General features: G+C 38.4%; 22 protein-coding genes and 1 pseudogene. 10 read left to right on the top strand and 13 right to left on the bottom strand.

From position 1 onward, the window contains the following. Positions 1-435, top strand: coding sequence for a hypothetical protein (locus MWU56_RS12365; protein ID WP_247044825.1), 435 nt, complete (start codon positions 1-3; stop codon positions 433-435). On the opposite strand, the gene gldD is transcribed toward MWU56_RS12365, so the two are convergent. Genes gldD through mutY form a run of 4 tightly spaced genes read right to left on the bottom strand, consistent with a single transcriptional unit; the run spans position 436 to position 3,835 of the window. Then, positions 436-993, bottom strand: coding sequence for a gliding motility lipoprotein GldD (gene gldD / locus MWU56_RS12360; protein ID WP_247044824.1), 558 nt, complete (start codon positions 991-993; stop codon positions 436-438). Further along, positions 983-2,290, bottom strand: a complete 1,308-nt coding sequence (locus MWU56_RS12355; protein ID WP_247044821.1) for a gliding motility-associated protein GldE — start codon at positions 2,288-2,290, stop codon at positions 983-985. The genes gldD and MWU56_RS12355 overlap by 11 nt, the downstream gene beginning before the upstream one ends. Before the next feature lie 25 nt (positions 2,291-2,315). Then, the gene (locus MWU56_RS12350; protein WP_247044819.1) at positions 2,316-2,774 is read right to left on the bottom strand and encodes a single-stranded DNA-binding protein; all 459 of its coding nucleotides are present in this window, start codon (positions 2,772-2,774) and stop codon (positions 2,316-2,318) included. A gap of 23 nt (positions 2,775-2,797) precedes the next feature. After that, entirely contained in the window at positions 2,798-3,835 is a 1,038-nt protein-coding gene (mutY, locus tag MWU56_RS12345; protein ID WP_247044817.1) for an A/G-specific adenine glycosylase, read from the bottom strand. 124 nt (positions 3,836-3,959) lie between these two features. Here mutY and MWU56_RS12340 point away from each other — a divergent pair, with 124 nt between their 5' ends. The 3 genes and pseudogenes from MWU56_RS12340 to MWU56_RS12330 all read left to right on the top strand — a co-directional run bounded on the left by MWU56_RS12340 (position 3,960) and on the right by MWU56_RS12330 (position 6,601). Beyond that, positions 3,960-4,250, top strand: a complete 291-nt coding sequence (locus MWU56_RS12340; RefSeq protein WP_014032385.1) for an HU family DNA-binding protein — start codon at positions 3,960-3,962, stop codon at positions 4,248-4,250. Between the two features lie 272 nt (positions 4,251-4,522). Beyond that, positions 4,523-6,073 (top strand): Rne/Rng family ribonuclease, encoded by a 1,551-nt coding sequence (locus tag MWU56_RS12335; protein ID WP_247044815.1) that lies wholly within the window; start codon positions 4,523-4,525, stop codon positions 6,071-6,073. Positions 6,074-6,127: 54 nt separating this feature from the next. Beyond that, positions 6,128-6,601, top strand: a pseudogene (locus MWU56_RS12330) (regulatory protein RecX). Here MWU56_RS12330 and MWU56_RS12325 read toward each other — a convergent pair. Together MWU56_RS12325 and MWU56_RS12320 are read right to left on the bottom strand one after the other, a co-directional pair. Continuing rightward, positions 6,591-7,475, bottom strand: a complete 885-nt coding sequence (locus tag MWU56_RS12325) for a cupin-like domain-containing protein (RefSeq protein WP_247044814.1) — start codon at positions 7,473-7,475, stop codon at positions 6,591-6,593. The pseudogene MWU56_RS12330 and the gene MWU56_RS12325 overlap by 11 nt on opposite strands. Before the next feature lie 70 nt (positions 7,476-7,545). Continuing rightward, complete coding sequence (locus MWU56_RS12320) at positions 7,546-9,375, bottom strand: TonB-dependent receptor plug domain-containing protein (RefSeq protein WP_247044813.1); 1,830 nt, start codon at positions 9,373-9,375, stop codon at positions 7,546-7,548. Between the two features lie 87 nt (positions 9,376-9,462). Between MWU56_RS12320 and MWU56_RS12315 the strand changes: the two genes are divergently transcribed. Both MWU56_RS12315 and MWU56_RS12310 read left to right on the top strand, forming a co-directional pair. After that, positions 9,463-10,959, top strand: a complete 1,497-nt coding sequence (locus MWU56_RS12315) for a PLP-dependent aminotransferase family protein (RefSeq protein WP_247044812.1) — start codon at positions 9,463-9,465, stop codon at positions 10,957-10,959. A 93-nt stretch (positions 10,960-11,052) separates the two neighbouring features. After that, positions 11,053-12,528: an ArnT family glycosyltransferase gene (locus MWU56_RS12310; RefSeq protein WP_247044811.1), complete on the top strand. Its 1,476-nt coding sequence runs from the start codon at positions 11,053-11,055 to the stop codon at positions 12,526-12,528. Positions 12,529-12,639: 111 nt separating this feature from the next. Here MWU56_RS12310 and MWU56_RS12305 read toward each other — a convergent pair whose 3' ends face one another. Next, positions 12,640-13,026: a DUF2007 domain-containing protein gene (locus MWU56_RS12305; RefSeq protein ID WP_247044809.1), complete on the bottom strand. Its 387-nt coding sequence runs from the start codon at positions 13,024-13,026 to the stop codon at positions 12,640-12,642. Positions 13,027-13,171: 145 nt separating this feature from the next. Between MWU56_RS12305 and MWU56_RS12300 the strand changes: the two genes are divergently transcribed. Continuing rightward, positions 13,172-14,971, top strand: coding sequence for a M61 family metallopeptidase (locus MWU56_RS12300; protein WP_247044807.1), 1,800 nt, complete (start codon positions 13,172-13,174; stop codon positions 14,969-14,971). Positions 14,972-15,028: 57 nt separating this feature from the next. On the opposite strand, the gene MWU56_RS12295 is transcribed toward MWU56_RS12300, so the two are convergent. From MWU56_RS12295 to MWU56_RS12270, 6 genes are all read right to left on the bottom strand, one after another. Next, entirely contained in the window at positions 15,029-15,307 is a 279-nt protein-coding gene (locus tag MWU56_RS12295; protein ID WP_247044806.1) for a F0F1 ATP synthase subunit epsilon, read from the bottom strand. Positions 15,308-15,395: 88 nt separating this feature from the next. Then, positions 15,396-16,904, bottom strand: coding sequence for a F0F1 ATP synthase subunit beta (gene atpD, locus MWU56_RS12290; RefSeq protein ID WP_247044805.1), 1,509 nt, complete (start codon positions 16,902-16,904; stop codon positions 15,396-15,398). 162 nt (positions 16,905-17,066) lie between these two features. Continuing rightward, positions 17,067-19,826 (bottom strand): TonB-dependent receptor, encoded by a 2,760-nt coding sequence (locus tag MWU56_RS12285; protein WP_247044804.1) that lies wholly within the window; start codon positions 19,824-19,826, stop codon positions 17,067-17,069. A 207-nt stretch (positions 19,827-20,033) separates the two neighbouring features. Beyond that, positions 20,034-21,881: a glutamine--fructose-6-phosphate transaminase (isomerizing) gene (gene glmS / locus MWU56_RS12280; RefSeq protein WP_247044803.1), complete on the bottom strand. Its 1,848-nt coding sequence runs from the start codon at positions 21,879-21,881 to the stop codon at positions 20,034-20,036. A gap of 114 nt (positions 21,882-21,995) precedes the next feature. Beyond that, the gene (locus MWU56_RS12275) at positions 21,996-23,816 is read right to left on the bottom strand and encodes a DUF4270 domain-containing protein (protein ID WP_247044802.1); all 1,821 of its coding nucleotides are present in this window, start codon (positions 23,814-23,816) and stop codon (positions 21,996-21,998) included. Between the two features lie 5 nt (positions 23,817-23,821). Then, positions 23,822-24,631 (bottom strand): glycogen/starch synthase, encoded by an 810-nt coding sequence (locus tag MWU56_RS12270; RefSeq protein WP_247044801.1) that lies wholly within the window; start codon positions 24,629-24,631, stop codon positions 23,822-23,824. A gap of 102 nt (positions 24,632-24,733) precedes the next feature. Here MWU56_RS12270 and panC point away from each other — a divergent pair, with 102 nt between their 5' ends. The 3 genes from panC to MWU56_RS12255 are packed head-to-tail and all read left to right on the top strand — an operon-like array spanning position 24,734 to position 26,914. Then, positions 24,734-25,582, top strand: a complete 849-nt coding sequence (gene panC, locus MWU56_RS12265; protein ID WP_247044799.1) for a pantoate--beta-alanine ligase — start codon at positions 24,734-24,736, stop codon at positions 25,580-25,582. A gap of 12 nt (positions 25,583-25,594) precedes the next feature. Next, on the top strand, positions 25,595-25,945 hold the full coding sequence (panD, locus tag MWU56_RS12260) for an aspartate 1-decarboxylase (protein ID WP_247044797.1): 351 nt from the start codon (positions 25,595-25,597) through the stop codon (positions 25,943-25,945). A gap of 3 nt (positions 25,946-25,948) precedes the next feature. Beyond that, entirely contained in the window at positions 25,949-26,914 is a 966-nt protein-coding gene (locus MWU56_RS12255; RefSeq protein ID WP_247044795.1) for a YbhN family protein, read from the top strand. Positions 26,915-26,925: the final 11 nt, after the last annotated feature.

Raw genomic sequence — 26,925 nt, 5'->3', positions numbered from 1 at the left:
ATGAAAAAAGTTTTTTCTATTCTAATATGTACTGTTTTATTTTTAAGTTTCTCCTGTAAACAAGAGAAAAAAGTGGCAGAAGGTCCAACTCAAATGGAAAAGGTTATGGGTATCCATGATGAAGTGATGCCAAAAATGGGAACCGTTGGTAAACTTGTTGGCGAACTTAAAGCCAAAGTGGACACAACCGAAATGGGCAAAAAGTATGAAGTAGCCATGAAAGACCTACAAGAGGCCAATACTGCGATGATGGATTGGATGAAAGATTTTGGAGACAGGTTTAATTCTGATGAAATTTTAAACGGCAAAGCATTATCCGAGGAAAAACAGCAATGGTTGAATGAGGAGGAAGAAAAGGTACTAGTGGTGAAGGAAAAAATCAATAGCAGCATTGAAAGAGCCGAAGCCCTACTTGCCCAAGATTCCGTTCAATAATCATTTTTTCCAGCGCAAACTTTCCATAATCCTTCTAATGTCGTTTTGCAAGTACATGGCAGCAGGCAGAATGGAGTCGTAATTGGGTTTTGCATAGAAATAGAGGGAACCTGTCACAAAATGATTTGTACTATCGGTGACATAAAATTGTGATTGTGATGCTGCATTGCCACTTACTTCATAGAACATACCATACACCCCATCTTCTGAGTTAATAAAAGGCTGTTCCACAATATTATCAGCTTTTACCACGTGTTCGTAAGACAATTTTTGAGCGTCAACAAGTAATGTATCTAAATTACCATTAACGGGTTTGTAGGTAAGGTAGATTGAGCCATTCATCATTGGGTAATCCAAGACTGAGGAGCAATCTTCACTCTCCTTTATTGTGGACACGATATTTTGGTCAAAGGTATACACACAATCAGAACCTGCCACTGTATATTCCGCAGCTGGATAATCCAGGCTCAGCATGGCCTTTGGCTTTGGCAGAACTTCTTCTTTACAACCAACAAATAGCGTTGTTACAATAACAAAAATCAAAATTCTATGTTCCATGGGGCAATGTTACTTTAATTCGTTTCAATCTCTTTTTATCCATACTTTCCACAATAAAACGGTAGTCTTTGAACAATACTTCTTCTCCTATTTTTGGAAAACTTCCTGATATTTCCAATACAAAACCAGCTATGGTTTCAGATTCTCCTTTATTGTTTTCAAATTCGTCCTCTTCAATCTTAACTACCCTGTAGAAGTCTTTAAGTGCCGTTTTTCCATCAAACACATAGTTATTATCGTCCAATTTGGAGAAAATCAGGTCTTCATCATCAAATTCATCACTTATATCGCCGACAATTTCTTCTATTATATCTTCCAAGGTTACAATGCCAGAAGTTCCACCATATTCATCCACAACAATGGCCAAATGATTCTTTTTATCCTGAAACTCCAACAATAAATCGTCTAGTTTTTTATTCTCTGGGACAAAATAAGGCTCACGAATAAGCGACATCCAATTAAAGCTCTTCCTATCAATATAGGGCAATAAATCTTTTACATAAAGAACACCCATTACATTATCCATGTTCTCCGAAAAAACTGGAATTCGCGAATATCCATTTTTTTTGATTTCCTGTAGCACCTCGGGAAATTTCATTTTTTCATTAAGTGCAAATATGTCAATGCGAGGACACATCACTTGTTTGGTATCCGTATTTCCAAAGGTTACTATGCCTTCCAATATCTTTTGCTCTTCTTTGGTGGTATCACCTTCAGAGGCAAGTTCCAAGGCTTGGGATAAATGATTTACACTCAAATTGGATTTTTTCTTTCCAAATTTATCTTCCATATATAGTGTTGCGGAACGCATGGGTGAGCTCAAGGGAGTAAACAAATAATTCAACACCTTTAAAGGTACCGCCATAAAGTGCGAAAACTGAACACGGTTACGGTTGGCATATATCTTTGGAAGAATTTCCCCAAACATTAAAATTAAAAATGTTACGAGCACAACTTCCAGCATAAACCGTAACGTTCCATCAATACCTACAAATATTGAGTCTCCAATAGAACTGAACAATAGTACAATTCCAATGTTAATGGCATTATTGGTTATTAAGATAGTGGCCAACAACTTTTTTGGTTTTTCCAGCAACTGCACAATGAGTTTGCTTCTGGCAGAGTCGCTTTCTTCCATTTCATTCAAATCTGTCTGGGAAAGACCGAACAGAGCGACTTCTGCGGCTGAAATCAATCCAGATCCTCCTAAAAGGAGTATGAGTACTACAATTTTTAAAGTGAAAATTCCGCTATTCGCAGTAACGAAAAATGCCAAACAATAGGGTTCGGGGTCCAATTTAGTGTCGTTTTAAACTTTTATTTTAGAATGGTAAGTCATCATCCTCTTCGGTATCTTCAACAGGTGCAGAAGGACTTACAGGTTTGGAAGGTTCTTGATGATCTGTTGGTCTACCGGACGGCTGGGCATTTGCCATGCTTTCTTTTTTGGTTGTTAAAAAAGTAAAATCTTGCACATGCACTTCGGTGGTATATCTCGTATTTCCGTCTTCACCTTGCCATTGCCTGTTCTTTAAACGACCTTCTACATAAACCTTATCGCCCTTACTCAAGTATTTTTCACAGATTTCTGCGGCTTTGTTGCGTACTACAATATTATGCCAATCAGTATTGGTTACTCTTTCACCGGTTTGCCTATTGGTATAGGTCTCATTGGTAGCCAAGGGGAACCTGCCAATGCAGTTTCCTCCTTCAAAATAGTGCATTTTCACTTCGTCTCCCAAATGCCCGATCAGCATTACTTTGTTCAATGTTCCGCTCATATCTATTTAATTAGTCAAAAGTACTAAATTTTCAATGTCTTAATGAAATCTGCTATCAAAACTGGAACAGGAAAATCTGCTATTGCTTTCCAAGCTGTTCCTTCCTCTAATATATGAGAAGTTTTTAAGATCCAAAATTGAGTATATAAATGTTGATGCGATAGTTTGTGTACAATAGGTTCATTATTATATAATGATAGGGATTCGAACTCAGGAACCATTTCATTCTCACCTACCAATGGATATAATTCATCAATATGTAGCTGTTTCTCTGATTCAATCAATGGAAATTGGTACAAGTTTCGCCAAATCCCTTTCCCTTGCCGTTGCTCCAATACTGTATTATCATTTTCATCCAAGAGTACCAAATAATTAAAATAACGTTTCTTTATCTTGGTCTTATTTTGTTTTATCGGAAGTAAATCAACCTTGTTTTCTTTTAAGGCCACACAACTTTCTTGTAAGGGACATAGAGAGCAACTAGGATTTTTTGGAACACATTGTACGGCACCAAACTCCATGATGCCTTGATTATAATCCCGAATGTTCGCTACATCCATCACCTCGCGGGCCAACTCTTTAAAATATTTGATGCCTTGGGTGCTATTAATAGGAGTTTCTACTCCAAAAAATCGGGACAATACTCGGTATACATTGCCATCCACCACAGGTTCTGGTATGTTAAAACAAAAAGATGCGATGGCACTAGCGGTGTAATCACCAACTCCTTTTAACGATTTTAATTGATTATATGTATTGGGAAATACTCCGTCAAAATTTTCCACTACCATTTTGGCGGTCTCATGTAGATTGCGCGCCCGTGAATAATATCCAAGGCCTTGCCAAAGTTTCAACACCTGTTTCTCCGGGGCTTTGGCAAGGTCATAAACCGTTGGAAAAACCTCTACAAACCTTATATAATAGGGCATTCCTTGCGCAACACGAGTCTGTTGGAGTATAATTTCCGACAACCAAACCTTATAAGGTTCACGTGTTTCTCTCCAAGGGAGATTACGTTGGTGTTGATCGTACCATTTCAGAATTTTTTGGGCAAAACTCATTAAAGAAAGTAATAAAGCTCAAATGTATCGGTTTATATACTTAAAATTAAAGGGTTAAAGGAAAAGATTAATTATAATGTTTATATTTGCAAGCCGAAAAAAATTTGAAAATTAATAAGACGAAATGACGAAAGCAGATATTGTAACTAGGATCTCAGAAAAACTAGGTATTGAAAAAGGAGATGTGCAAGCGACAGTAGAATCCTTTATGGAGGAGGTTAAATCATCCTTGGAGAATGGTGATAATGTTTATTTAAGAGGTTTTGGTAGTTTTATCATCAAGACCAGAGCGGAAAAAACAGGTAGAAACATCTCTAAGAATACTACCATTAAAATTCCGGCACACAATATTCCTGCGTTCAAACCCGCAAAAGTTTTTGTGGAAGGCGTAAAAACCAATGTACAAGTAAAATAATATAATTAACAACACTAAAGCAAGAGCCATATGCCGAGTGGAAAGAAAAGAAAAAGACATAAGGTAGCGACACACAAGCGTAAAAAACGCAGAAGAGCTAATCGACACAAGAAAAAGTAGTTGTTTCAACTACTTTTTCATTTTACCCAATAACGTTCTTTGACATAGAGATTCAAGAAACGAATTTCGATCGGTCCGAAAAATGACCGATTCTATATATTGTTTAATCATTTATCCCAAAATTCATGTGGGATAAATAAAAATCGATTCAGGTGAATAGAGAATTAATAGTAAGATCTACTACCGATGCAGTCGATTTTGCCTTACTAAAGGATGGAAAATTAGTAGAATTACATAAAGAAGAAGACAACAATAACTTTTCCGTAGGAGATATCTTCCTAGCCAAGATCAGAAAACCCGTTACAGGCCTAAATGCAGGATTTGTTAACGTAGGTTATGAAAAAGATGCGTTCTTGCATTACCATGATCTGGGACCGCAATTGTCTTCCATGTTGAAATTCATTAAAAAAGCTAGAACAGGGAAACTTAAAGATTATTCCCTGAAAGATTTTCCGTTTGAAAAAGACATTGACAAGCATGGCAGCATCAATGATGTACTAAAAGCCAATCAGTCATTACTGGTACAAATAGTAAAAGAACCCATATCCACCAAGGGACCAAGAATTAGCTCCGAGCTTTCCATAGCCGGTCGTTTTTTGGTCATGGTGCCCTTTTCCGAAAGAGTCTCGGTATCTCAAAAAATAGCGAGCAAGGAAGAAAAAGACAGACTTATTAGGCTTGTAAAAAGTATTAAGCCGAAAGGATTTGGAGTAATTATACGTACCGTAGCAGAAGGCAAAAAAGTTGCAGAACTGGACAAAGATCTTCAGAACTTGTTTTCCAAATGGACAAACATGTGCAAGAAATTGCAACGAGCGACCCATCCATCAAAAGTATTGGTGGAATTGAACAGGGCGTCAAGCATCCTTAGGGATGTCTTCAACGATTCCTTTACTGGAATTCATGTTGATGAAGAAACACTCTACAACCAAATCAAGGATTATTTGCATGAAATTGCACCACAAAAAGAATCCATTGTAAAGTTGTACACCGGTTCAGCACCAATCTTTGAAAAGTTTGGGATAGAGCGTCAGATCAAGACCTCTTTTGGCCGAACAGCATCAATGAGCCGCGGGGCTTACCTTGTTATCGAGCATACCGAAGCATTGCACGTAATAGATGTGAATAGTGGTAACCGCTCAAACAAGGCTAAAAATCAAGAGGATACCGCACTCGAAGTAAACCTATCGGCCGCAACCGAAATTGCAAGACAATTGCGTTTGCGAGACATGGGTGGAATTATCGTAGTGGATTTTATTGATATGACCAAAGGTGACCACCGAAGAAAATTATATGATCACCTTAGGGATGAAATGAAGGATGATAGGGCCAAACATAAAATTTTGCCCCCCAGCAAATTTGGTCTTGTACAAATTACAAGACAAAGGGTTCGTCCAGAAATGAATATCAAAACGAGTGAGGAAAACCCGAATGGGTCAGGAGCCGAAGTTGAAGCTCCCATTGTACTGATTGATAAAATCCAGGTAGATTTGGAGCGAATCCTTAAGCAAGATCGTAAAAACAACGGAATTGTACTTAACATTCATCCGTTTATAGCGGCTTACCTTACAAAGGGATTTCCTTCTATCCGTTCGAAATGGTTCAAAACCTATAAGAAATGGATTAAGATTCAGCCACGGGATGCCTATAAGTATCTTGAATATCGTTTTAAGGACAAAGACGGTAAATCAATTCGACCATAACACAAAGCGACTCCAGAGATGGGGTCGCTTTTTTTGTTTTATGTACATTTGAAAATGCAGTATATTAAAAGTTATACACTAACGGAGGCCAGAAAAAAAATGGAGCACTACTGCGCCTATCAAGAGCGCTGCCATAAAGAGGTTTCCGAAAAGCTGAAGGGGATGAACATGATTTCCGAGGCCATTGACCAAATCCTTGGACACCTTATCCAAGAGAATTACCTTAACGAAGAGCGCTTTGCCAAAGCATTTGCCAGAGGTAAATTCAATATAAAAAAGTGGGGAGCAAAACGTATTATCCGAGAACTCAAGGTTCGCGATATTTCCCCATACAACATTAAAAGTGCGATGGCAGAAATCACAAAAGAAGATTATTTAAAAACTTTTGATGAATAGGCCAGAAAACGTTTAGATCAAATCAAGGAAACCAATAACTTTAAGAGAAAGAAAAAATTGGCTGATTATCTACTCTATCGCGGTTGGGAAAGTAATTTGGTTTATGAGAAAGCCAACGAACTTATAAAATAATCTTATTGCTCTTGAAACAATACCTCTGCGTGCGTTCCACAGCCTTTTGGTTTTTCCAATCAATCCACTTTTGACCCTTTAGTTTACGCATCAAATTATCAAAATAACGCATAAATATGATGTTATAAACAGCTTTTCCTACATTTTTGGGGTTTCTGGCTATTGCCCTTAGGCTCATTGAAAATCCAGGAGTTATATACTTCATATGGTGCCAATATCCTTCGGGGATATATAGGGTATTGCCATGTTCCAATTGTGCAATATATCCTTTGGCATGTTGTAATGCCGGCCATTTTATAAGATCAGGATCATCAAAATCGATATCTTCCCTCGTTATCAAAGAATGAGGAATCTTGTATAAATATTTGGTTTCGTCCTGTGAAAAAAGGATACACTGCTTTTTTCCTTCAAAATGAAAGTGGAAAATATTGGCCAAATCAATATCATAATGCATAAAGGTATGCGAGTTTTCGCCTCCAAAAAAAAGCATAGGTAGTCCTTTCAACAGGCGTAGTCCAAAATCTGGATAGAAAAAATCATTTTGTAATTCAGGAATCTCTTTCAAAATGTTCCAGAGGAATATACGGTATTTGGTGGGGCCGTTTTTTAAAAGATCTACATAATCGGCCATTTTCATTCTAGCGTGTGGCTCATTGAAACCCTCATCATGTTTTACTGGACGATCATCATATAAAGGAACCTCTTTATTGCCCGCAATCTCTTTTATATAATCAAGGTTCCATTTGGAATATGCCGGCCAATCCTCAATAAAGCGTTCAATCACCACTGGGTTTTGGCGCTTGAAATATTTTTGGATAAACTCTTTCTTGGTCAGGGTTTTCTCCCGAGGTATCTGTTCAAGGTTCAGCTTCAAAATTTCAATGAATTTGAAACTACTAAGTTAAAAAAAGGTTTGATTGACTACAAAGTCGATTCTTTTGCGTCTATTTAAAGCTATAACACAGACCGAAAAGCACATTACTTGGCGGCATTGGAACAAATCCAGACTCTATATAATCCTCATCGAAAATATTGCTTGCAGTAATGGTAAACTCTGCCTGATCTATTCTTATAGCCAATGAAGCATCCCAAACATTATACGTTTGCCCCGTAGTACGCTCTGCATACTTGTAAATTATATTTTGACGTACGTTTTTGAAAAATTGCGTGCTTAGACGTGTGGTGTATTGGTGTTTAAGGGTATTTAAAGAGTAACGCGATAATTCTTCATTTTGATCTAAAATATTGTCATCCAAAAACGCATAGCCAACACTTAATGTTTGGGAATAATCCTTAAATTTAAAATTATAAGCAACGTCTAACTCCAAACCCTTGGTGTTTACCTCAGTAATATTTGTTGCCACAAACACATCCTCGGTAACAGTGTTTCTTACATAATCTATTAGATTGTCAGCATCTCTATTAAAAACGGCAATACTGGCATTAAATTTAGGTGTGGTATACTTTAACCCCAATTCCTGTGCAAGAGCTTCTTCTGGTTCCAAATTGGCATTACCACTGGTAACAGGATCATTATAGAACAAATCGGTGTAAGTTGGTATACGATACGTATAGCCAATATTTCCGTATACTTTAAAAGTATTAGTAAGATCATAACCAATATCCAATCCGGGAAAGGCACGTAGCTTAAAATCTGAAAAATAGGTTAATGCTACGCCAGGGGTAATATCCAGCTTATTGTCCGCAATGCTAAAACGATGTTCTAAAAACACATTGGACATAAAACGGTTTCGGTACCCTAAATTATTACTTCTAAGGTATATTTTAGAAAATTCAACTCCAACACCGGTAATTCCCAACTTAGATGCATAAGAGGCATTGATTTCTGCGCCTATCTTGTTAGAGATATGCATATTTCTGTAAAAATCTGGTTCATTTCGTCTTAATAGAAACAAGTCTTGATTACGTTTCCAATAAATTCTTGGCTGTATTTTTAGATTGTTTTTCTTAAAAGTGGTAGAAAACGTCAAAAGACTATTTTGGGTTTCTTCGTACTCATTAAACGTTGGATTGGTGGTATAAAAGTTCTCTGCCCCGAAGTTACGCTCCAAATGAGTAGCTGTCATCTCAATAGGTTGCGCATTTTTATTGAATATGCTTTTTAAATAGTAATTACCATTATCGTAATCTGAGTTATTTCTATATCCAGCAGATGACACCCTTCCCACATGTATAATATGCGACGAATTTTCCTTATCCACACCAGCAGTTACGCTACAATTTAATTGTCCAAAAGAACCCGCTTCTACATTTAAAGAAACAGAATTATTCAAATTTTTCTTGGTAATGATATTAATAGCGCCTGCAAAGGCATTTTGTCCAAAAACCCGTGCCGCAGGACCTTTTATAATTTCTATTCTTTCTATAACCTCTATCGGCAAAGCTGCGTTCAAGGTATGGTGACCTGTTTGCGCATCGTCCATTTTAACACCATCTATTAATAATAAGGTTTGGTCAAAACCACCTCCTCTTATATACAAATCTGCTTGGCTACCACCTGTTCCGCGTCTTCTAATATCTACACCCGCAACTTGTTGTAATAAATCCGCAACATTAACCGATGCACTATTTTTAATATCGCTAGAGGTTATTATGTTTATAGTTCTAGAATTTTCCTTAAATGGAAGATTGATCCGGTTTGCGGTTACTACAACTTCGCTCAACGAATCTACCTTAACAGCATCATCTTGTTGTGCGAGTACTTGAAAAGCACTGACAAATAAAATTGCAGAAAATAATATTGATTTCTTCATTATTTGAGCTTGTAACTTAAGTTGTAAATATTAATGCTACAAAAGTCCTAACTTTCCGGACGATTAAACTAGTCCGCTTTTAAAACAATGAATAGTCCGGTTTCTGATTTGTTGGTCCAGCTAGTCTCCATAGACAAGTCTATGGTACAGCCTGTATATGTGCAAGTGGCACAGCAAATCATGAATGCCATACAACGAGGCTATCTGGAAAAAGGAAGCAAATTACCCGGAACACGGGTTTTAAGTGAGTTATTGAACCTTCACCGCAATACTGCCGTGGCCATCTATGATGAATTGGCCTCGCAAGGATGGGTAAACATTATCCCCAATAAAGGAACTTTTGTGGTAGTTCCGGAAGATTCAAATGTAAAAATCAAAGCAAGTACGCAGCACATCAATCAGGCATACGAATATCCAAAAAGTCCAGGATTTCCGTTTCAGCAATCTTTTCACCTGGCATCCACCAAGGAAGAAACCGCTTCTATATACGCTATAAATGATGGTAAGCCGGATTTGCGTTTACATCCCGTGCACCAATTTTCTAGGTGGTATAGCGCTGCAATGAAACGAAAGCCTCTGATTAATAAATGGAACAGAACAAGTGCTTTAGTCCCTTCCGTTTTTAGCACGCAACTTTGCAATTACTTAAATGCCACACGAGGATTCCATATAAAACCAACCAATTTATTAAATACACGTAGTACGGAAATGAGCCTATATATCGTTTCACAGGTTCTAATTAATCCGGGGGATTTGGTACTGGTCGGGCAACTGAGCAATTATGTGGCCAATATGATATTTCAGCAAGCTGGGGCAAAAATAAAAACAGTACCCGTGGATGACGAAGGTTTGGATATTGGATACATAAATGAACATTGTATATATGAGAACATTCGATGCATATACGTTTGCTCTAACAGGGACTATCCCACCACAATAACCTTAAGCGCCAAAAGGAGGTTGCAGTTACTGCAATTGGCCAAAATTCATGGTTTTGCCATAATCGAAGATGATTTTGACCATGACTTTCAGTTTGAAGGAAGTTCCATGTTGCCCATGGCCAGTGCAGATGCCGATGGAAATGTTATTTATTTGGGCAAACTGGGTCAGTCTTTATTTCCGAGTTTTCATACGGGTTTTGTCGTGGCACCAGAACAGGTAATCACCGAAGCCAAAAATTATTTGCAATTATTGGATACCCAGGGGGATTTAATACAAGAACAAATGCTTTCTGAATTGATATCCGAAGGCGAAATATACCGGCTCAAGAAAAAAAATATAGTTACCTACAAACAACGTAGAGATGTTCTATGCGTTTTATTAAATCAGCACTTCGCCAACATTCTTGATTGGCAAATACCTTCTGGAGGGCTTGCCATGTGGCTGCAATTCAGAATCCCCATATCACTAGTAAAACTAGCCGAAAAAGGAGAGCAATCAGATTTATTCTTACCTAAAACCATTCTATATCAAGATAAAAATACCTGCGCTATTCGTTTTGGTTATGGACATCTAAACGAGGAAGAACTCAAAATCGTAATGGAAAAATTAAAACAAGCTTATCTGCAGTTGGTAGCTATTTAAAATAAAAGGATACCCTTGGTAAATATCTCAAAACATTCAAATTTATCTATATTGCAAAGATGATAATCAATGGCCTAAAAGCTTAATACGACCGTGCTCAAAAAAATTAACCCGCTTAGCTATCATAATCTGGATTGGAAAACAGTTTTCTTCATTTTGGTGATCGTAGCCATATTTATTCGTTTTCCCTTCTTTTTCAGGGATTATATAGATCGGGATGAAAGTACTTTTATTATTATGGGGCAATCTTGGGTCAATGGGCATTTGCCTTATACCCAACTATGGGATCTTAAGCCTCCTGTTACTTTCCTGTACTTTGCCACTATCATCAAACTATTTGGCAAGAGTTTTATCGCCATAAGGCTGTTCGGTTCCATAATGGTCGCCATAACCGCTTTATTTACCTATGGAATTGCCACAAAAATCACCACAAAAAAGGTCGCATTTTGGTGTGCTGTTTTTTGTGTTTTTTTACAGAGTTTGTTCGGCAGCTTGCAAGGAGTAATGTCCGAGCACATCAGTATTGTATTTTTTGTCACAGCCATTTATTTACTATTTCTCAAAGAAAACTGGATTTCATTTTTGGGGATAGGCATACTTTTTGGGTTATCCGCCATGTCCAAATTAAACATGGTGTACCCTATAGTCGTTTTAGGGATATACTTGTTATGGGAAGGGTATCATCAAAAACAACTAGCAGTTCGAATAAAAAACTTGATGTCTATGGGACTAGGGGTGGCCTTCGTTATTTTGTTGACCCTATTACCCTATTATTTCCAGGGCCAAATGCAATTGTACTGGCAATCCATCATTGAAGCTCCATTGGCTTATTCTGGAGGAAAGTTTCATTCTCCATTGAAGACTTTGCCGTTTATTATTGTGGTATTAGGGTTGCTGGTCACTGGTTTTACTTTAAAAATTATTGATTGGAAAGATAAAAAAATTCAAATTTTAACGGTGTTGATAGTTGGCATCTTACTATCCTTTGTTCAGGCAGGCAAAGTGAACGGTCATTATTTAATCCAACTCTATCCCTTTGTTTTAATTCCTATTGGAACGGCGGTTGCAAAACTACCGGCTATTCGGAAAAAATATCGCTATTTTATTGCTCTATTACTGATTTTAGTTCCCATGGAATCGTACCTAGAATACGGGAATATTGTGTCAAATAAAATTAAAAATGGCACTTTTTTTAATGGAGAAGGCATCGAAGTACCTGCATACATAATGGATCACAACCTAGAAACCGATAACATCTTTTTTACCGAATACCATATAGGATATTGGGTATTGAACCAAGAACCACCTACCAAAGCAGCTACTCACCCAAGTAATATTACCCGTGAAGAAATGTTTCCGTATATGGACAATCCTAGAAAAACCGGAATGGAAGAACTTCGATACATTTTGGAAGTTACTCGTCCAAAAGTATTGGTGGCCAGGAAAGGAAAAAAAATTTTTGATAAAAAGTTGGTGGACTATAATGCCTACATTGATAATTATCTGGAAGAACACTATCTATTAACCGCTACAATTGGAAGGGGGCTTGTTTATCAACGTTTAGATTGATTCTAGGGCTAATCTAAATTCATCTGCATAAATTTTGACCTTGCTTTATCGAAATGCGGTTCTTCATTAATACTTCCCAAATAATGACGGGACACCCTGTAACGAATAATTTCATTTGGCCGGTCTGGTGATAAAGTTACACTGCATACACTGATATTTTCGTGGCTCAAAAAACGGGAACAGTTTATAAAACACCGTATTACGAGAATAGTATATTTCAGATTTGGTTGCTTTGCAATTGGGGCATATCACTGGATTTCCATATTCATCCGTGGCATAATTTCTTATCTCATCAAAAATCACCTTGGCTCTTTCTTTATCACTGGAATATACTTGAAGTTTGACACCACCTATGGCCGTACTAATCAAAGGATCGGAATTGATGGTTGCTTCATCCCGTAGAAACACAGGAATACCTTCAGCTTCCAATTTGCCTTTGATGATAACGGCATCGGCGGGAAACTCAAAAGAGCCCAAAGTGTGAAATTGCTTTTTCATATTGCCAAATATTTTTTCAGCAAGTACAAAACTTGCATCATTTCTAAAGTTTATATGCCAATTTTTGAGGAAATCTCTCCATAACACAAATGTAGTACTTACCATGATTAAACAGTATCTTAGTTGTTCTTAAACCTTTACCAAAATGAAACTTGTTTTTTCCATTTATGCGTTTTTCATGATCCTGATGGTAACCGCACAGACCAATACTTATCAAATTTCTTTTGACAATGCCGTTCATCATGAGGCGGTAATTGAGGCCTCTTTTCCCGATTTAGCAACGGATATGGTTGAATTTCGGATGAGCCGGTCTTCTCCTGGACGCTATGCCCTGCATGAATTTGCGAAAAACGTTTACGGTTTTGAAGCTACGGACAGTAAAGGAAATGCACTAAAAATAAATCGTCCCAACCCCTATGCTTGGGAAGTTAGTGGACACGATGGCACCATCAATATTAAATATATTCTGTATGCCAATCGCGGTGGAGGGACGTACTCACAAGTGGACGAAACGCATGCACACCTCAATATTCCGGCGACATTTATGTTTTCTCCTGAGCTGAGCGAGCGAAAAATTGAGGTAACTTTTGATGTTAGAGAAGATCTGGAATGGAAAGTGGCCACACAGCTTCCGTTGGTTTCTGGCACTACATATTCGGCTCCGAATTTGTATTATTTTATGGATAGCCCAACAGAAATAAGCAACTATATGCTTCGCACTTTTACAGTGGATGGAAAAAAAATCAACCTTGCACTACACCACAATGGCACCGAAGAAGAGGCCGACACCTATTTTGAAAAGGTAAAAAAAGTAGTGTTGGCACAAAAAAAGGTCTATGGTGAACTGCCGAAGTTTGATTATGGTAATTATACATTTCTTGCCTGCTATATCCCAAATGCCTCTGGCGATGGGATGGAACACCGAAATTCCACAGTTTTAACGAGTACCCGCAGTTTGGCCAATGGAGGGATGGAACGTAATATTGGAACTGTTTCCCATGAGTTTTTCCACGCTTGGAACGTGGAACGTATTCGACCAAAAAGCTTGGAGCCTTTTAATTTTGAAGCAGCGAACATGAGTGGTTCTCTCTGGTTTGCTGAAGGGTTTACCAGTTATTACACAGGTTTGATTCTGTGTAGAGCTGGTCTTACTTCGCCTAATGAATATATTGAAGGATTGGCAGGAACGTTCAATTATGTTTGGAACTCTCCTGCACGGCAGTTTTTCAACCCCATTGAAATGAGCTATCAGGCGCCTTTTGTAGATGCCGCTACAGCAGTGGACCCTGTGAACCGAGACAATATGTTTATCTCATATTATTCCTATGGAAGTGTTCTGGGCTTGGCATTGGATTTATCTCTAAGGGAAAAGGGTCTAAACCTGGATGGTTTTATGAAGTCTGTATGGAAGAAATACGGTACAACGGAAATTCCATATACCATTAAAAATCTTCATGACGCCTTGAACGAATATGCAGGAAAAGAATTTGGAGATCACTTTTTCAACAATTATATCTATAAAAGCGATATGCCTGATTACAAAACCCTTATGACATCAGTAGGAGTGGTGTTGGAACAGCCAAAGCAAGTGCCTTATTTCGGAGCTTACACTTCCATGAGTGCAGATAAATCTGGTTACACTATACTAAGGAACACCAAAATTGGAAGCCCTGCCTACTTAGCAGGTCTGGATAATGGTGATGTTATTCTAAGTATCAATGATAAACCCTTTACCGAAAATCAAAAGTTTGAAGATTATTTGGGCCAGTTTAATTTAGATGAACAGTTAAAGGTTAAGTTTACCCGATACGGAAAGGAAAAAATTACTGAATTAGTTTTAACACCCAGCCCGGATTATGAGTTTAGTTTAATGGAGGACAAAGAAGAACAGCCAACCAAAGAAATGCTCGAACAGCGAAAGGAATGGCTTACTATTAAGTTATAATAAAAAAAGCCGCTCAATTTGAATTGAGCGGCTTTTGATGAATGAATTCATTTATTTTTAATCGGCTAGGACTATAACTTTATTGTCTTTCATCTCCACTGTTCCACTTGTAATAGCCAAAACGGTTTCTCCATTGTTTCCTTTGGAAAATTTGTCGGCAAAAGCCTCATCAATGGTAATGTTACCTTTCACTTTTACGTTTCCAGACTGCAATAGAGACACGATTGGTGCGTGGTTCTCCAACATCTGGAACTCACCATCTATACCGGGAAGAGTAACTGCTGTTACGTCTCCTGAGAATAAAGTGGCTTCGGGTGATACTATTTCTAAATACATATTTATTAGTATTGAGATATTAGATATGAGTATTGAGATGTGCGTATTGAAATATCTAACTACTCAATACTGGCTTCTCAATTCTGTTTTATGCTTCTGCCAACATTTTTTCTCCAGCTTCGATGGCTTCTTCTATAGACCCTTTAAGGTTGAAGGCAGATTCTGGTAAGTGATCTAATTCACCGTCCATAATCATGTTGAACCCTTTAATGGTCTCTTTAATATCCACCAAAACTCCTGGAATACCCGTAAACTGCTCCGCTACGTGGAATGGCTGTGATAAGAAACGCTGTACACGTCTTGCTCTACCTACGGCCAATTTATCTTCTTCAGAAAGCTCCTCCATACCCAAGATGGCGATAATATCTTGAAGTTCTTTATAACGTTGCAACAATTCTTTTACACGCTGTGCACAATCATAGTGCTCTTTACCCAAAATATCTGGAGCTAAAATCCTAGAGGTGGAATCCAAAGGATCCACAGCTGGATAAATACCCAACTCCGCAATTTTACGTGAAAGTACCGTTGTGGCATCCAAGTGGGCAAATGTTGTCGCCGGTGCTGGATCCGTTAAATCATCCGCAGGAACGTAAACCGCCTGTACCGATGTAATAGATCCTCTTTTTGTTGATGTAATCCTTTCCTGCATGGCACCCATTTCTGTTGCCAATGTTGGCTGGTAACCAACCGCAGATGGCATACGACCCAATAGTGCCGACACCTCTGAACCTGCTTGGGTAAAACGGAAAATGTTGTCTACGAAGAAAAGTACGTCTTTTCCTTGCCCTTCACCAGATCCATCACGGAAATATTCTGCTATGGTCAATCCAGACAATGCTACACGTGCACGTGCACCCGGTGGTTCATTCATTTGACCGAACACAAAGGTTGCCTTGGATTCCTTCATGGCTTTTTTATCTACTTTGGACAAATCCCATCCTCCTTCTTCCATAGAGTGCAAGAAATCGTCTCCATATTTTATAATTCCGGACTCCAACATCTCACGAAGCAAATCGTTTCCTTCACGGGTACGTTCCCCAACACCTGCGAACACGGATAGACCACCGTGACCTTTTGCAATGTTGTTGATCAATTCCTGAATCAATACGGTTTTACCTACCCCGGCACCACCGAACAATCCAATTTTACCCCCTTTTGCATAAGGCTCAATAAGGTCGATTACTTTAATACCTGTAAAAAGTACTTCTGTTGAAGTGGAAAGGTCTTCAAATTTTGGTGCCTCCCTGTGAATTGGAAGCCCATTGTCTCCAGTTTTTGGTAGTTCTTCCAAACCATCGATAGCATCACCGATCACATTGAAAAGACGTCCGTAAACATCTTCACCAATTGGCATTTGGATTGGGTTCCCGGTTGCAACAACCTCAACTCCTCTACTCAAACCATCCGTAGAGTCCATAGAAATGGTCCTTACAGTATTCTCACCTATGTGGGATTGAACTTCCAATACCAATTTGGAGCCATCGGCTTTTGCAATTTCAAGGGAGTCGTAAATCCTTGGAATTTCTACTCCAGAATCAAACTCAACATCAATGACCGGGCCTATAATTTGGGCAACCTTACCTGTTACTTTAGACATTAGTGTGTTTATTTTTAATTGAATACACGGGAAATAACCGCTATTTTTTCGGCTGCAAAGATATGCTTTTACATTCTTATTCAGAAACTGATTTTCAGTTTTTTTAAAAGAAAAAAGGCGTTGGGAAGCCCAACGCCTTTACTTTTTCTTATTTACTGCTTTTTAAGGATTTATGCTCCAAGAAAGATAGTAAATGGAACCTATAAATCCAGTTCCGATTGCAGTATAGTATTCATCACCCAATATATTGGAACCACCTGCTTTAAAAACAGATTTAATGGATGGAACTGAATAATTGATCTGGGCATCCAATACGGTATATGCCGGAATATCACCATCCGCAAAAGAGGCTTCCCAATAATAACTATCGCTCCATCTGTAGTTTACATTAAAGCCAAAGTTTTTGAAAAGTTCCGTGTTACCAAAAGATGCCTTAACTTTATGTTTTGGTGTGTTAAAATTAGTTCTTAAGTCTGGGTATTTACCTTCGTCAATATCCAAATCGGCATAGGTATAGTTTACACCCAAGTCAAAGTCTCCAAGTTTATAATCCAAGCCTAATGTACCTCCATAGGAATTAACATCTGCTTCTGAATTGGTATAGGTTTGGTAGACTTGATAATCGCCATTTTGAAGAGCCAATAAGGAAAGTCCTCCATCGCCAGCTTCTCCGTAAAAAGGAACAGCAGTGGTTGTGTTGGCCAAGAAATTGGTATAACTATTATAATATCCGCTTAAATCAACTGTAAGCGCTCCCAATTGTGCTCTATACCCAGCTTCAAAAGCTGTGATTTCTTCAGGTTGCACCAATGGTGTGTTTACCGCTTGAGGCGCTCCAGCTTGTAAGGAACTCACAGAATATGCATTCTCATAGGCTGCACGACCAACAATTTCAACGGTAGATTGCCCTATTAAGGCTTGTCCACTCTCACTAACATTCAAAGTACGTATATCTCTGTCCAAGTTATCTGGTGCAGAACCTACTAAAATAGCTCTACCTGCATTCAAGCCGATGAACAAATCTTGTGTTGTTGGATTTCTAAATCCTTGTTGTACCGAAACCCTAAGGTTATGGTTTCTTTCTTCACCCAATGTATAAGCAAACGATACCCTTGGTGATAGGAATCCATCAAAAAATTCATTTTTATCATATCGAGCAGAGCCTGTAAATTTTAATCGATCGTCCAAAAATTTCTTTTGCACTTGGAGATACGCTCCATATTCGTTGTATTTGATAGGGCCATCGATATCTGTAAAAATAGTTCCATTGGAGTTCAATTCGTATTCCCTGAAAGAACCTCCAATTTGGACATCTGCCCAATCATCTATCAAATGGGCCAAATTATAGTTACCATTTACATGACGGAACTTAGTTTTATCAATAAATTTGGCACCGGTGGTCAAATCTCCATCATTGATAACCCTGTTAAATGTACTTTCGAAAGCAGTGGTTCCTGGAATCAATCTTCCTTGATCCGCAGATTGTCTGCCTGCTATATGCGCCTGTGTTGAAGCTTGTTCGGGAGTTAACCCTCCCGCCTGGATACCACCAAGATATGTTGGAATATAAGCTCCAGCATAATCTGTGAACCATTGTGTATCCGATTTCCAAGCTCTATTTACATTAATCGCCGCAAAACGCGTATCATAAGCATCGCCTGAATTTTCTGAAACGAGATATCCTCTCACAAAGAAGTTATCGTTTTTGATTTCCAATCTATGTTGTTGCATGGAAAATCCGGTAACGGCATAACGGTTTGCTCCTTGGTAAATGGTTGTACCTCTACCAATCCTACTATTCAGGATTATTTCTAAATCATCTGCAAAGGGTCGATAATGCACAGCAAAATCCGACTTTACACTTTCCGCTCCATAATCGGCCAAATCGGCTTCATCGTAACCTGTTCTGGAGATTTGCGCAGAACCAACTGTTCCTGTTGGAAAACCTGCAGCTGCATCAAAATCCAATAAAGTTGAAACCTCATCGCCGTAGACATTCAACCCATCATAGGCTGGGTTGGAACGGTCAGCTCCGGGATTGTTCCAATCCACTCGGCTATTGGCATGCCAATCTTCACCTGTCATAACAGACAAGTTGGCCTTAACAGCCAATTTATCACTAAAAGCATGTGCCGCACGAATACCAAAATCTTTGTAAAAATTGCTTCCTGCTGCATCTTGGGTTGTTACCCCTCCTTTGGCATATGCACTTATACCTTGAAAATCAAATGGATTTTTACTGGTCATAAACAATATACCGTTAAAAGCACCTGCTCCATAGAGCGCTGAAGAAGCTCCTGGAAGAATCTCTACACTCTGCACATCCAATTCGGACATACCCACAAGGTTCCCTAATACGAAATTTAGTCCTGGTGCCGTGTTGTCCATTCCATCCACCAACTGCAAAAACCTGTTGTTGGCGAAAGTTGCAAAACCTCTGGTGTTCACAGATTGAAATGTTAAACTGTTTGTGTTGATATCCACACCTTTTAAGTTCTGAAGCCCACCGTAAAAGGATTCTGCGGTTGTGTTCTTAATTTCTCGAAGCCCAAATCTTTCAACAGAAACCGGGGACTCAAAAATACGTTCTGGTGTTCTCGAAGCTGAAATTACAATCTCGTCCAACATTGTATTGGCCTCTGAAAGCGTTATGGAAAGTGTTTGGTTATTGGAAGCCACGTTCGTTGTAAAATCCGAGTAACCAATACTAGAGAATTGGAGTCGAAAAGGGGGTTCTTCATCTGTATTAAAGATGAAATTTCCATCAAAGTCGGTAGTGGTCCCTTCTGCCACACCTACCAGAACTACGTTGGCTCCAGGGATTGGCTCATTATTTTCATCAACTACTTTTCCCTGTACAGTAGTTTGACCGTAGGTAGTCAAACCAATCAGCATGAGGGAAAAAAACATAAGTTTTTTCATTTGCTATGGATTAGAGTTAATTTTGTTTATGTGCTTGTTAAGTATCGATGGGAAGATACATTATTTTTTATTTCAATTATACAAATTTGAAAAAAATTATGCATGCATAATACTTTTTTGGTAAAAAAAAGTGCTAAAATATCCTTTTTCAACAAAAAAGGTGCTGAAATCAGCACCTTCTATTATTAACTCGATATTTTGATGGTATCATTCCACCGTAACTGATTTTGCCAAATTCCTTGGTTGATCCACATTACAACCTCTCATTACCGCAATATGATATGATAGCAATTGTAATGGAATAGTTGTAAGCAATGGAGATAAACTTTCGGAAGTATCAGGAACCTCAATTACATGGTCTGCCAATTCTTTCACGGCTTCATCCCCTTCGGTAACAATTGCAATGATTCTGCCCTTCCTAGATTTAATTTCTTGAATGTTGCTAACTACTTTTTCGTAGTGCCCTTTTTTTGTTGCAATTACCACAACGGGCATTTGTTCATCAATCAAAGCGATAGGTCCATGTTTCATCTCAGCAGCAGGATATCCTTCAGCATGGATATAACTGATTTCTTTTAATTTAAGAGCTCCTTCCAATGCTACCGGAAAATTATACCCTCTACCCAAATACAAACAATTTGCCGAATCTTTATAGGTTTCAGAAATTTCCTCTACCAATGCATTGGCCTCCAGTGCTTTTTCCACTTTAGAAGGTACTGTTTCCAATTCTGCCAAACATTCTTGATACTTAGATTGGGAAATGGTTCCTTTTTCTTGAGCCAATTTTAAGGCAATTAAGGTCAATACCGTAATCTGTGTAGTAAACGCCTTGGTTGAAGCCACTCCAATCTCAGGACCTGCATGGGTATATGCTCCCGCATGGGTTTCTCTTGCAATTGATGACCCCACTACGTTACATACTCCAAACACGAAAGCTCCTTTTTTCTTTGCCAACTTTATTGCCGCCAAAGTATCTGCAGTTTCACCTGACTGAGAAATGGCTATGAGCACATCGTTCTCAGTAATGACCGGATTTCGATACCTGAATTCAGAAGCGTACTCTACTTCAACAGGTATTCTGGCCATATCTTCGAAAATATATTCTGCGACCAACCCAGCATGCCAGGATGTTCCACAGGCCACAATAATAATTCTGTTGGCATTGAGGAATTTTTCTAGGTTTTGATCAATGCCCGCCATTTTTATGATTCCCTTATCCGCTAACAAACGTCCTCGGTAGGTGTCCATTATGGCCTTAGGCTGTTCATAAATTTCTTTGAGCATAAAATGATCGTACCCCCCCTTTTCTATCTCTTCAAGATTGAGCTGAAGTTCCAGAATGTTTGGATAGGCAATTGCGTCATCCTTTATTTTTCGAAGTTTAATTTCCTTGCCAATCCTTACGATTGCCATTTCTTCATCTTCGAGATACACAGCATTGTTGGTGAATTCAATAAAAGGCGAGGCATCAGAAGCAATAAAATATTCATTCTCTCCAATACCTATAGCAAGTGGGCTCCCTAATTTGGCCACTACAATCTCATCTGGTTTATTCCTATCAAATACTGCAATGGCGTATGCTCCAACTACTTGGTTCAACGCTATTTGAACTGCTTTTCCAAGCTTTACCCCTTCTTTTTTCTTTACTTCTTCGATTAAATTGATAAGCACTTCTGTATCCGTGTCGGATTTAAAAGTGTAGCCTCTTTTTAATAAGGCTTGCTTAATGGATTCATAATTTTCAATGATTCCATTATGTATAATGACCAAATCACCTGAATTGGAATAATGGGGATGAGAATTTACATCATTGGGAACTCCGTGGGTCGCCCACCTTGTATGGCCTAAACCTAGTTTTCCATTTGTAGGAATAGTGTTTTCGGCCTTGTTTTTTAAATCCTCTACTTTTCCTTTTGTTTTGGCAAGATGTATATTTTCACCATCGAACAAGGTTACTCCTGCACTGTCGTAGCCTCTGTACTCTAGTCTCTGTAGACCCTTTATAATTATTGGATAGGCATCTCTATGACCAATATATCCGACTATTCCACACATAAGATTATTTTTTAGTGGGGGATTAATCAACAAATTTAGAATGTATACGCTAAAATAGGCTGTTCTAGATCTTTAATACGATAAACGTTCGATAAACAACGATAAATATGAAATTTAATTCGCTTTGGTATAATAAATTTCCAATTTAAGCTTGTTCGCCTCTTCTTCTGGTGCCACATTACTGCCATATAAAACAGTTCCTAAAGGACTCATGGCTGCACCTACTGGATAATCTATTCCCTGCATATCATTTCCTATAGCTTCTTGGACAGCAGTAAGTGAAATATTTGGAGTCAATGTCAACCCTAACTTCGCGTTTGAAGAATCTCTTACAATAATATTATTAATATGCTCGGTAATTCGAATAGTATACTTAACTCCCAAATCATTGTCCGTTTCCAAAAGACCATCATGGTTTGGAAAATATCTTAGTGAATTTGAGCCAGAAGTGGCAGTAATGTCCTCGTTAGACGCATCGAACAAGGGTTGATTGGTTTCTGCATTATACAGATAGAGCCTTGGCGGCTCAACAACGGAAGCGTCAAGTGTTTCGCGATCTACATAGAAAACCAAGTTTGCCTCGTTTATGATCCAATTATTTTGTTTAATTTGATTGATAATCGAAGAACCTCCGTTTTCCACTTCATCAAACAATCTAACCTCAGCCAAGGTAGTTCCGCCTTTTACAAATATTCTCGAAGCATTTTCCCCATTGTCAAGCGAATTTTCAATCTCTGCTGGTAACATTTCATTCTCAAAAACATTTACGGCATTTCCGGTTATCCCTCCAGTAGAACTTCCTACTAAAAAATTTAAGGTAAAATCACTTTCTGCCTCTACAATTTCTTCCTCATCTAAATCGTAATCTTGGTACGTATAGGAAATTGTAATGTTAGCTTGGGTCAAATCCAATAAAAACATCAATTCATCCATATCGGTTCCGGATAAATGAATCCCTCTAAGAAAATTTCTAAAATTGGATTGACTCAACAACTCGGACTGTCCTTCTTTGTCCAAAATATTCTCTTGAAAAAATTCTGGATTTAAAGCGACGCGAATACCTGGACTCAGTCTTGTTGATATTTCTGTAGATTCATCCACATCTTCTGTATCAGGGTCATCTTCATTCTCCCGAAACAACATTTCTTCGTTATCTATTGTAACCTCCCCATCAAATAGAGTCTCCCCAATAAATGCAGAAATATCCTGATTCGAAAAATAATCTTGGGCTTCTTCAAAATTTGAATTGGGGTCTAAATCACGAAGAAAATAGTTAGATCTTGACACTACTAGATTGAACGTTTGTGTACGATCACCATAAATACTGTCCAAATCAAATTTGTTTGGATAATTATTCGCTACAAAATTATCTCCTGTTCCATCTTCGTTCGGATCAAAAGGGTTTGAGCCCAAAACTTGTTCTTGATTGTCGGTGACACCGTCACCATCATAATCCGAATTTGGATCGTCGACATCGTCTCCACTTTCAAAAATATCATCCACACCATCACCGTCTGTATCGGAAGAAGGAGGGGTTTGAAAAGGGATGTACAAATAAACTTCGGTTACAGTTTCATTTTCATCTACAGTAGCTTCGCTATCATCAGAAGCGCCTTGATCTTCGGTAGCTTGCGACAAATCACCAAAAGTAGGTGAAACTGTTGACAATGTAAGCTGGGATACAATACTGGCTTTACGTTGACCGTAAATGGGATCGTTAAAGGTACCCAACTGATATAAGGGAAGCCTATTGGTCTGTACCGCAGCAATTCCTTTATTATAAGCAAAAACATCGTACTCCACTTTCCCAGTACTAAAGGGCTCTCCTGCAACAACACCCTCGCCAATGGTATCCAATTCGTCTTCGCAAGAAGTTATGAGTAAAAGCAAAGTTCCAACTATCGCTGAAACTTTGGTAATATTGGAAAATCTCATTCAATCTATTTTAGAACCTCTGTGTTATAGAAATTTGTGTATGCCTCCTCTGCTTCCTGAAGCGGTACATAGGGCAAAACAGGTACGGAAAGATTATCAATATGATTTTTTAAGTCCTCTGACAATTCTTCCGCGGCTAAAATAACCGCATCGGAATGATCTACAGCAACCTTTAACAAATTATTATATTCGGGATGCGCCAACGATGAAATCTCTTCTTTGTCAATGCCATCAAAAGCAATCTTTTCAATCATTGTATTGTCGAGTTCACCTTCAAAATCTTTACCATAAACGGATGTAACAATCCTACTTTCAGAAAATAACGGTTCATCCGCATAATATTTTCTTAGGTAAAGCGGTACCATGGAAGCCATCCATCCGTGTACATGGATAATATCTGGAGACCAATTTAGTTTTTTCACTGTTTCAACAACCCCTTTTGCAAAGAAAATGGCTCGCTCATCATTATCAGGAAACAAACTCCCCTCTTTATCCGTAAAAGTTGCTTTTCTTTTAAAATATTCATCATTGTCTATAAAATAGACTTGGATTCGCTCTTTTGGAATGGATGCAACCTTAATAATCAATGGCATATCCATATCGTTGATTACAAGATTCATTCCCGATAGGCGTATTACTTCATGTAATTGATGCCTCCTTTCATTAATACTACCATACCTCGGCATAAAAATGCGTATTTGCCCACCTTTACTGTTCACCATTCTTGGCGCTTCGTAAGACATTAAGGAAACAGGATTCTCTGGGAGGTAGGGAACTAATTCAGAAGATACAAACAATACCTTTTTACCATTCATAAACACTTTCTTTTGTTTGTCCGAAAAACATAATTGCAAAAGTACAAAAATTATGCTGATTAGCAGTATTTATAGTATTTTTGCACCCTTTTGTACCTGTATATGAAGATATTCGACCGTAAAAAAGAGCTGAACACCTTTACTTTGAAAAAGCGTGAAAAAGACAACACCATTGGTCTTGTGCCCACCATGGGTGCACTCCACTCCGGTCATCTCTCTTTGGTAAACAAAGCACTTTTAGAAAATGACCTGGTAATTGTAAGCATTTTTGTGAACCCCACGCAATTCGATAAAAAGAATGATTTGGATAAATACCCAAGGACTTTTAATAAGGATATCGAACTCTTGAGACAGCTTTCGGACAATATTGTAGTTTTTGCGCCTACAGTGGATGAAATCTATGAAGGAAATGTAGTTTCTCAAAACTATGAGTTCGATGGTTTGGATAAGGTAATGGAAGGCAAGTTCAGAAGTGGTCATTTTGATGGTGTGGGAACCATTGTAGAACTTTTCTTAAGAACGGTAGCTCCAGATAGAGCTTACTTCGGGGAAAAAGATTTCCAGCAGTTGCAAATTATTAGAAAAATGGTCGAAATCAAGAATTTACCCTATACTATTATAGGTTGCCCCATTGAAAGGGAACCGCACGGTTTGGCCATGAGTTCTCGTAACGAAAGGTTATCAAAAAATACTCGCGAACAGGCCAGTTTTATATATACTACCCTCAAAGCTGCCAAAGCTGAATTTGGCACGAATAGTGCTATAACTATAACGGATTGGGTAAAATCCGAATTTGAGAACCACCCTTTGTTTGACTTGGAGTATTTTGAAATTGCGGAAGAGATCACATTGACTCCAGTTTTAAAAATACAGGACAACCAAAAATATAGAGCGTTTATTGCGGTTTACGCAGATGGTGTTCGCCTAATTGATAATATAAGATTGAATTGATATTTTTGCACCATGCAAGTAGAAGTTGTAAAATCTAAAATACACCGAGTAAAAGTTACCGGAGCCGACCTAAATTATATAGGTAGCATCACCATAGACGAGGATCTTATGGATGCCGCCAACATTATTCGGGGGGAAAAAGTGCAAATCGTAAACAACAACAACGGTGAGCGATTGGAAACATATGCCATCCCTGGACCTAGGGGTTCGGGGGAATTAACATTAAATGGTGCCGCTGCCAGAAAGGTCGCCGTTGGCGACGTATTGATCCTAATAACCTACGCTTGGATGGATATCGAAGAAGCAAAAACATTTAATCCAGCATTGGTATTCCCAAACGAGAAAACCAATCTACTCCAGTAAATTTTGGGCAAATCCCTAAAAAAAATCCTTAAAGTAGTTATACCCATTGCCTTTGGGTTATTTCTTGTTTGGTATTCCTATAACTCCACAACATCAGAAGAACGTGACCAAATTATCCATTACATTTCCAATGCAAGTCCTTTTTGGGTAACCATATCCATAATCATTGGAATACTGAGCCATATTTCTAGGGCCATCCGCTGGAACTACCTTTTGGAACCCATGGGGTATAAGCCCAAAATCACTAACAACGTTTTTATTGTGTTGATTTCCTATTTTGCTAATTTGGGAATACCTCGTTCAGGTGAAATTCTAAGGGCCACCGCACTTACCACCTACGAAAAAGTGCCTTTTGAAAAAGGATTTGGCACCATAGTAACCGAAAGGGTAGTCGATTTATTGATGCTACTAATCATTATAACTATCACCTTCATTCTTCAAACTGACTTTATCTTCGGTTTTTTAGAGGAGAAAGGTGTGAACATTATCGGTGCTATCGGAATCTTGTTCATTGGGATAGCAGGTTTATTCGTAGGGTCTTTCATTATCCGCAAATCCAAATCGCCTTTCGCCCTAAAAGTGAAGGGGTTTTTAAACGGTCTACAGGATGGGGTGCTAAGTGTATTCAAAATGAAGAATAAATGGAGGTTTATCTTCCACACATTGTTCATTTGGGCAGCATACTTTGGCATGTTCTGGGTAATTAAACATACCGTGGAAGAAACCATTACACTAACCTTGGGTGAATTATTGGTCGCTTTTGTTGCAGGAGCTTTCGCCATGTCCACGACCAACGGAGGCATAGGCTTGTACCCCATAGCGGTAAGTGCGGCATTGAGCATTTATGGTATAAGCTCCATTTCGGGAGATGCGTTTGGCTGGATCATGTGGATTGCACAAACCTTAATGGTAGTCGTATTTGGCACAATATCCTTCATTGTATTACCGTTATTGAATAGAAATCGGTAAGCCCCAACCGC

Origin of the sequence: Allomuricauda sp. F6463D, assembly GCF_023015965.1 — a bacterium.
Lineage (GTDB): Bacteria > Bacteroidota > Bacteroidia > Flavobacteriales > Flavobacteriaceae > Flagellimonas.
Note: the sequence above shows the minus strand (reverse complement) of the source record. Positions and strands in the feature narration are given on the sequence as shown.

Bases quoted from the DNA above. Each gene is read 5' to 3' on its own strand.
- MWU56_RS12365 (WP_247044825.1), top strand. From the start codon at position 1: ATGAAAAAAGTTTTTTCTATTCTAATATGTACTGTTTTATTTTTAAGT.
- gldD (WP_247044824.1), bottom strand. From the start codon at position 993: ATGGAACATAGAATTTTGATTTTTGTTATTGTAACAACGCTATTTGTT.
- MWU56_RS12350 (WP_247044819.1), bottom strand. From the start codon at position 2,774: ATGAGCGGAACATTGAACAAAGTAATGCTGATCGGGCATTTGGGAGAC.
- mutY (WP_247044817.1), bottom strand. From the start codon at position 3,835: ATGAGTTTTGCCCAAAAAATTCTGAAATGGTACGATCAACACCAACGT.
- MWU56_RS12340 (WP_014032385.1), top strand. From the start codon at position 3,960: ATGACGAAAGCAGATATTGTAACTAGGATCTCAGAAAAACTAGGTATT.
- MWU56_RS12320 (WP_247044813.1), bottom strand. From the start codon at position 9,375: ATGAAGAAATCAATATTATTTTCTGCAATTTTATTTGTCAGTGCTTTT.
- MWU56_RS12315 (WP_247044812.1), top strand. From the start codon at position 9,463: ATGAATAGTCCGGTTTCTGATTTGTTGGTCCAGCTAGTCTCCATAGAC.
- MWU56_RS12305 (WP_247044809.1), bottom strand. From the start codon at position 13,026: ATGAAAAAGCAATTTCACACTTTGGGCTCTTTTGAGTTTCCCGCCGAT.
- MWU56_RS12300 (WP_247044807.1), top strand. From the start codon at position 13,172: ATGAAACTTGTTTTTTCCATTTATGCGTTTTTCATGATCCTGATGGTA.
- MWU56_RS12295 (WP_247044806.1), bottom strand. From the start codon at position 15,307: ATGTATTTAGAAATAGTATCACCCGAAGCCACTTTATTCTCAGGAGAC.
- atpD (WP_247044805.1), bottom strand. From the start codon at position 16,904: ATGTCTAAAGTAACAGGTAAGGTTGCCCAAATTATAGGCCCGGTCATT.
- MWU56_RS12285 (WP_247044804.1), bottom strand. From the start codon at position 19,826: ATGAAAAAACTTATGTTTTTTTCCCTCATGCTGATTGGTTTGACTACC.
- glmS (WP_247044803.1), bottom strand. From the start codon at position 21,881: ATGTGTGGAATAGTCGGATATATTGGTCATAGAGATGCCTATCCAATA.
- MWU56_RS12275 (WP_247044802.1), bottom strand. From the start codon at position 23,816: ATGAGATTTTCCAATATTACCAAAGTTTCAGCGATAGTTGGAACTTTG.
- MWU56_RS12270 (WP_247044801.1), bottom strand. From the start codon at position 24,631: ATGAATGGTAAAAAGGTATTGTTTGTATCTTCTGAATTAGTTCCCTAC.
- panC (WP_247044799.1), top strand. From the start codon at position 24,734: ATGAAGATATTCGACCGTAAAAAAGAGCTGAACACCTTTACTTTGAAA.
- panD (WP_247044797.1), top strand. From the start codon at position 25,595: ATGCAAGTAGAAGTTGTAAAATCTAAAATACACCGAGTAAAAGTTACC.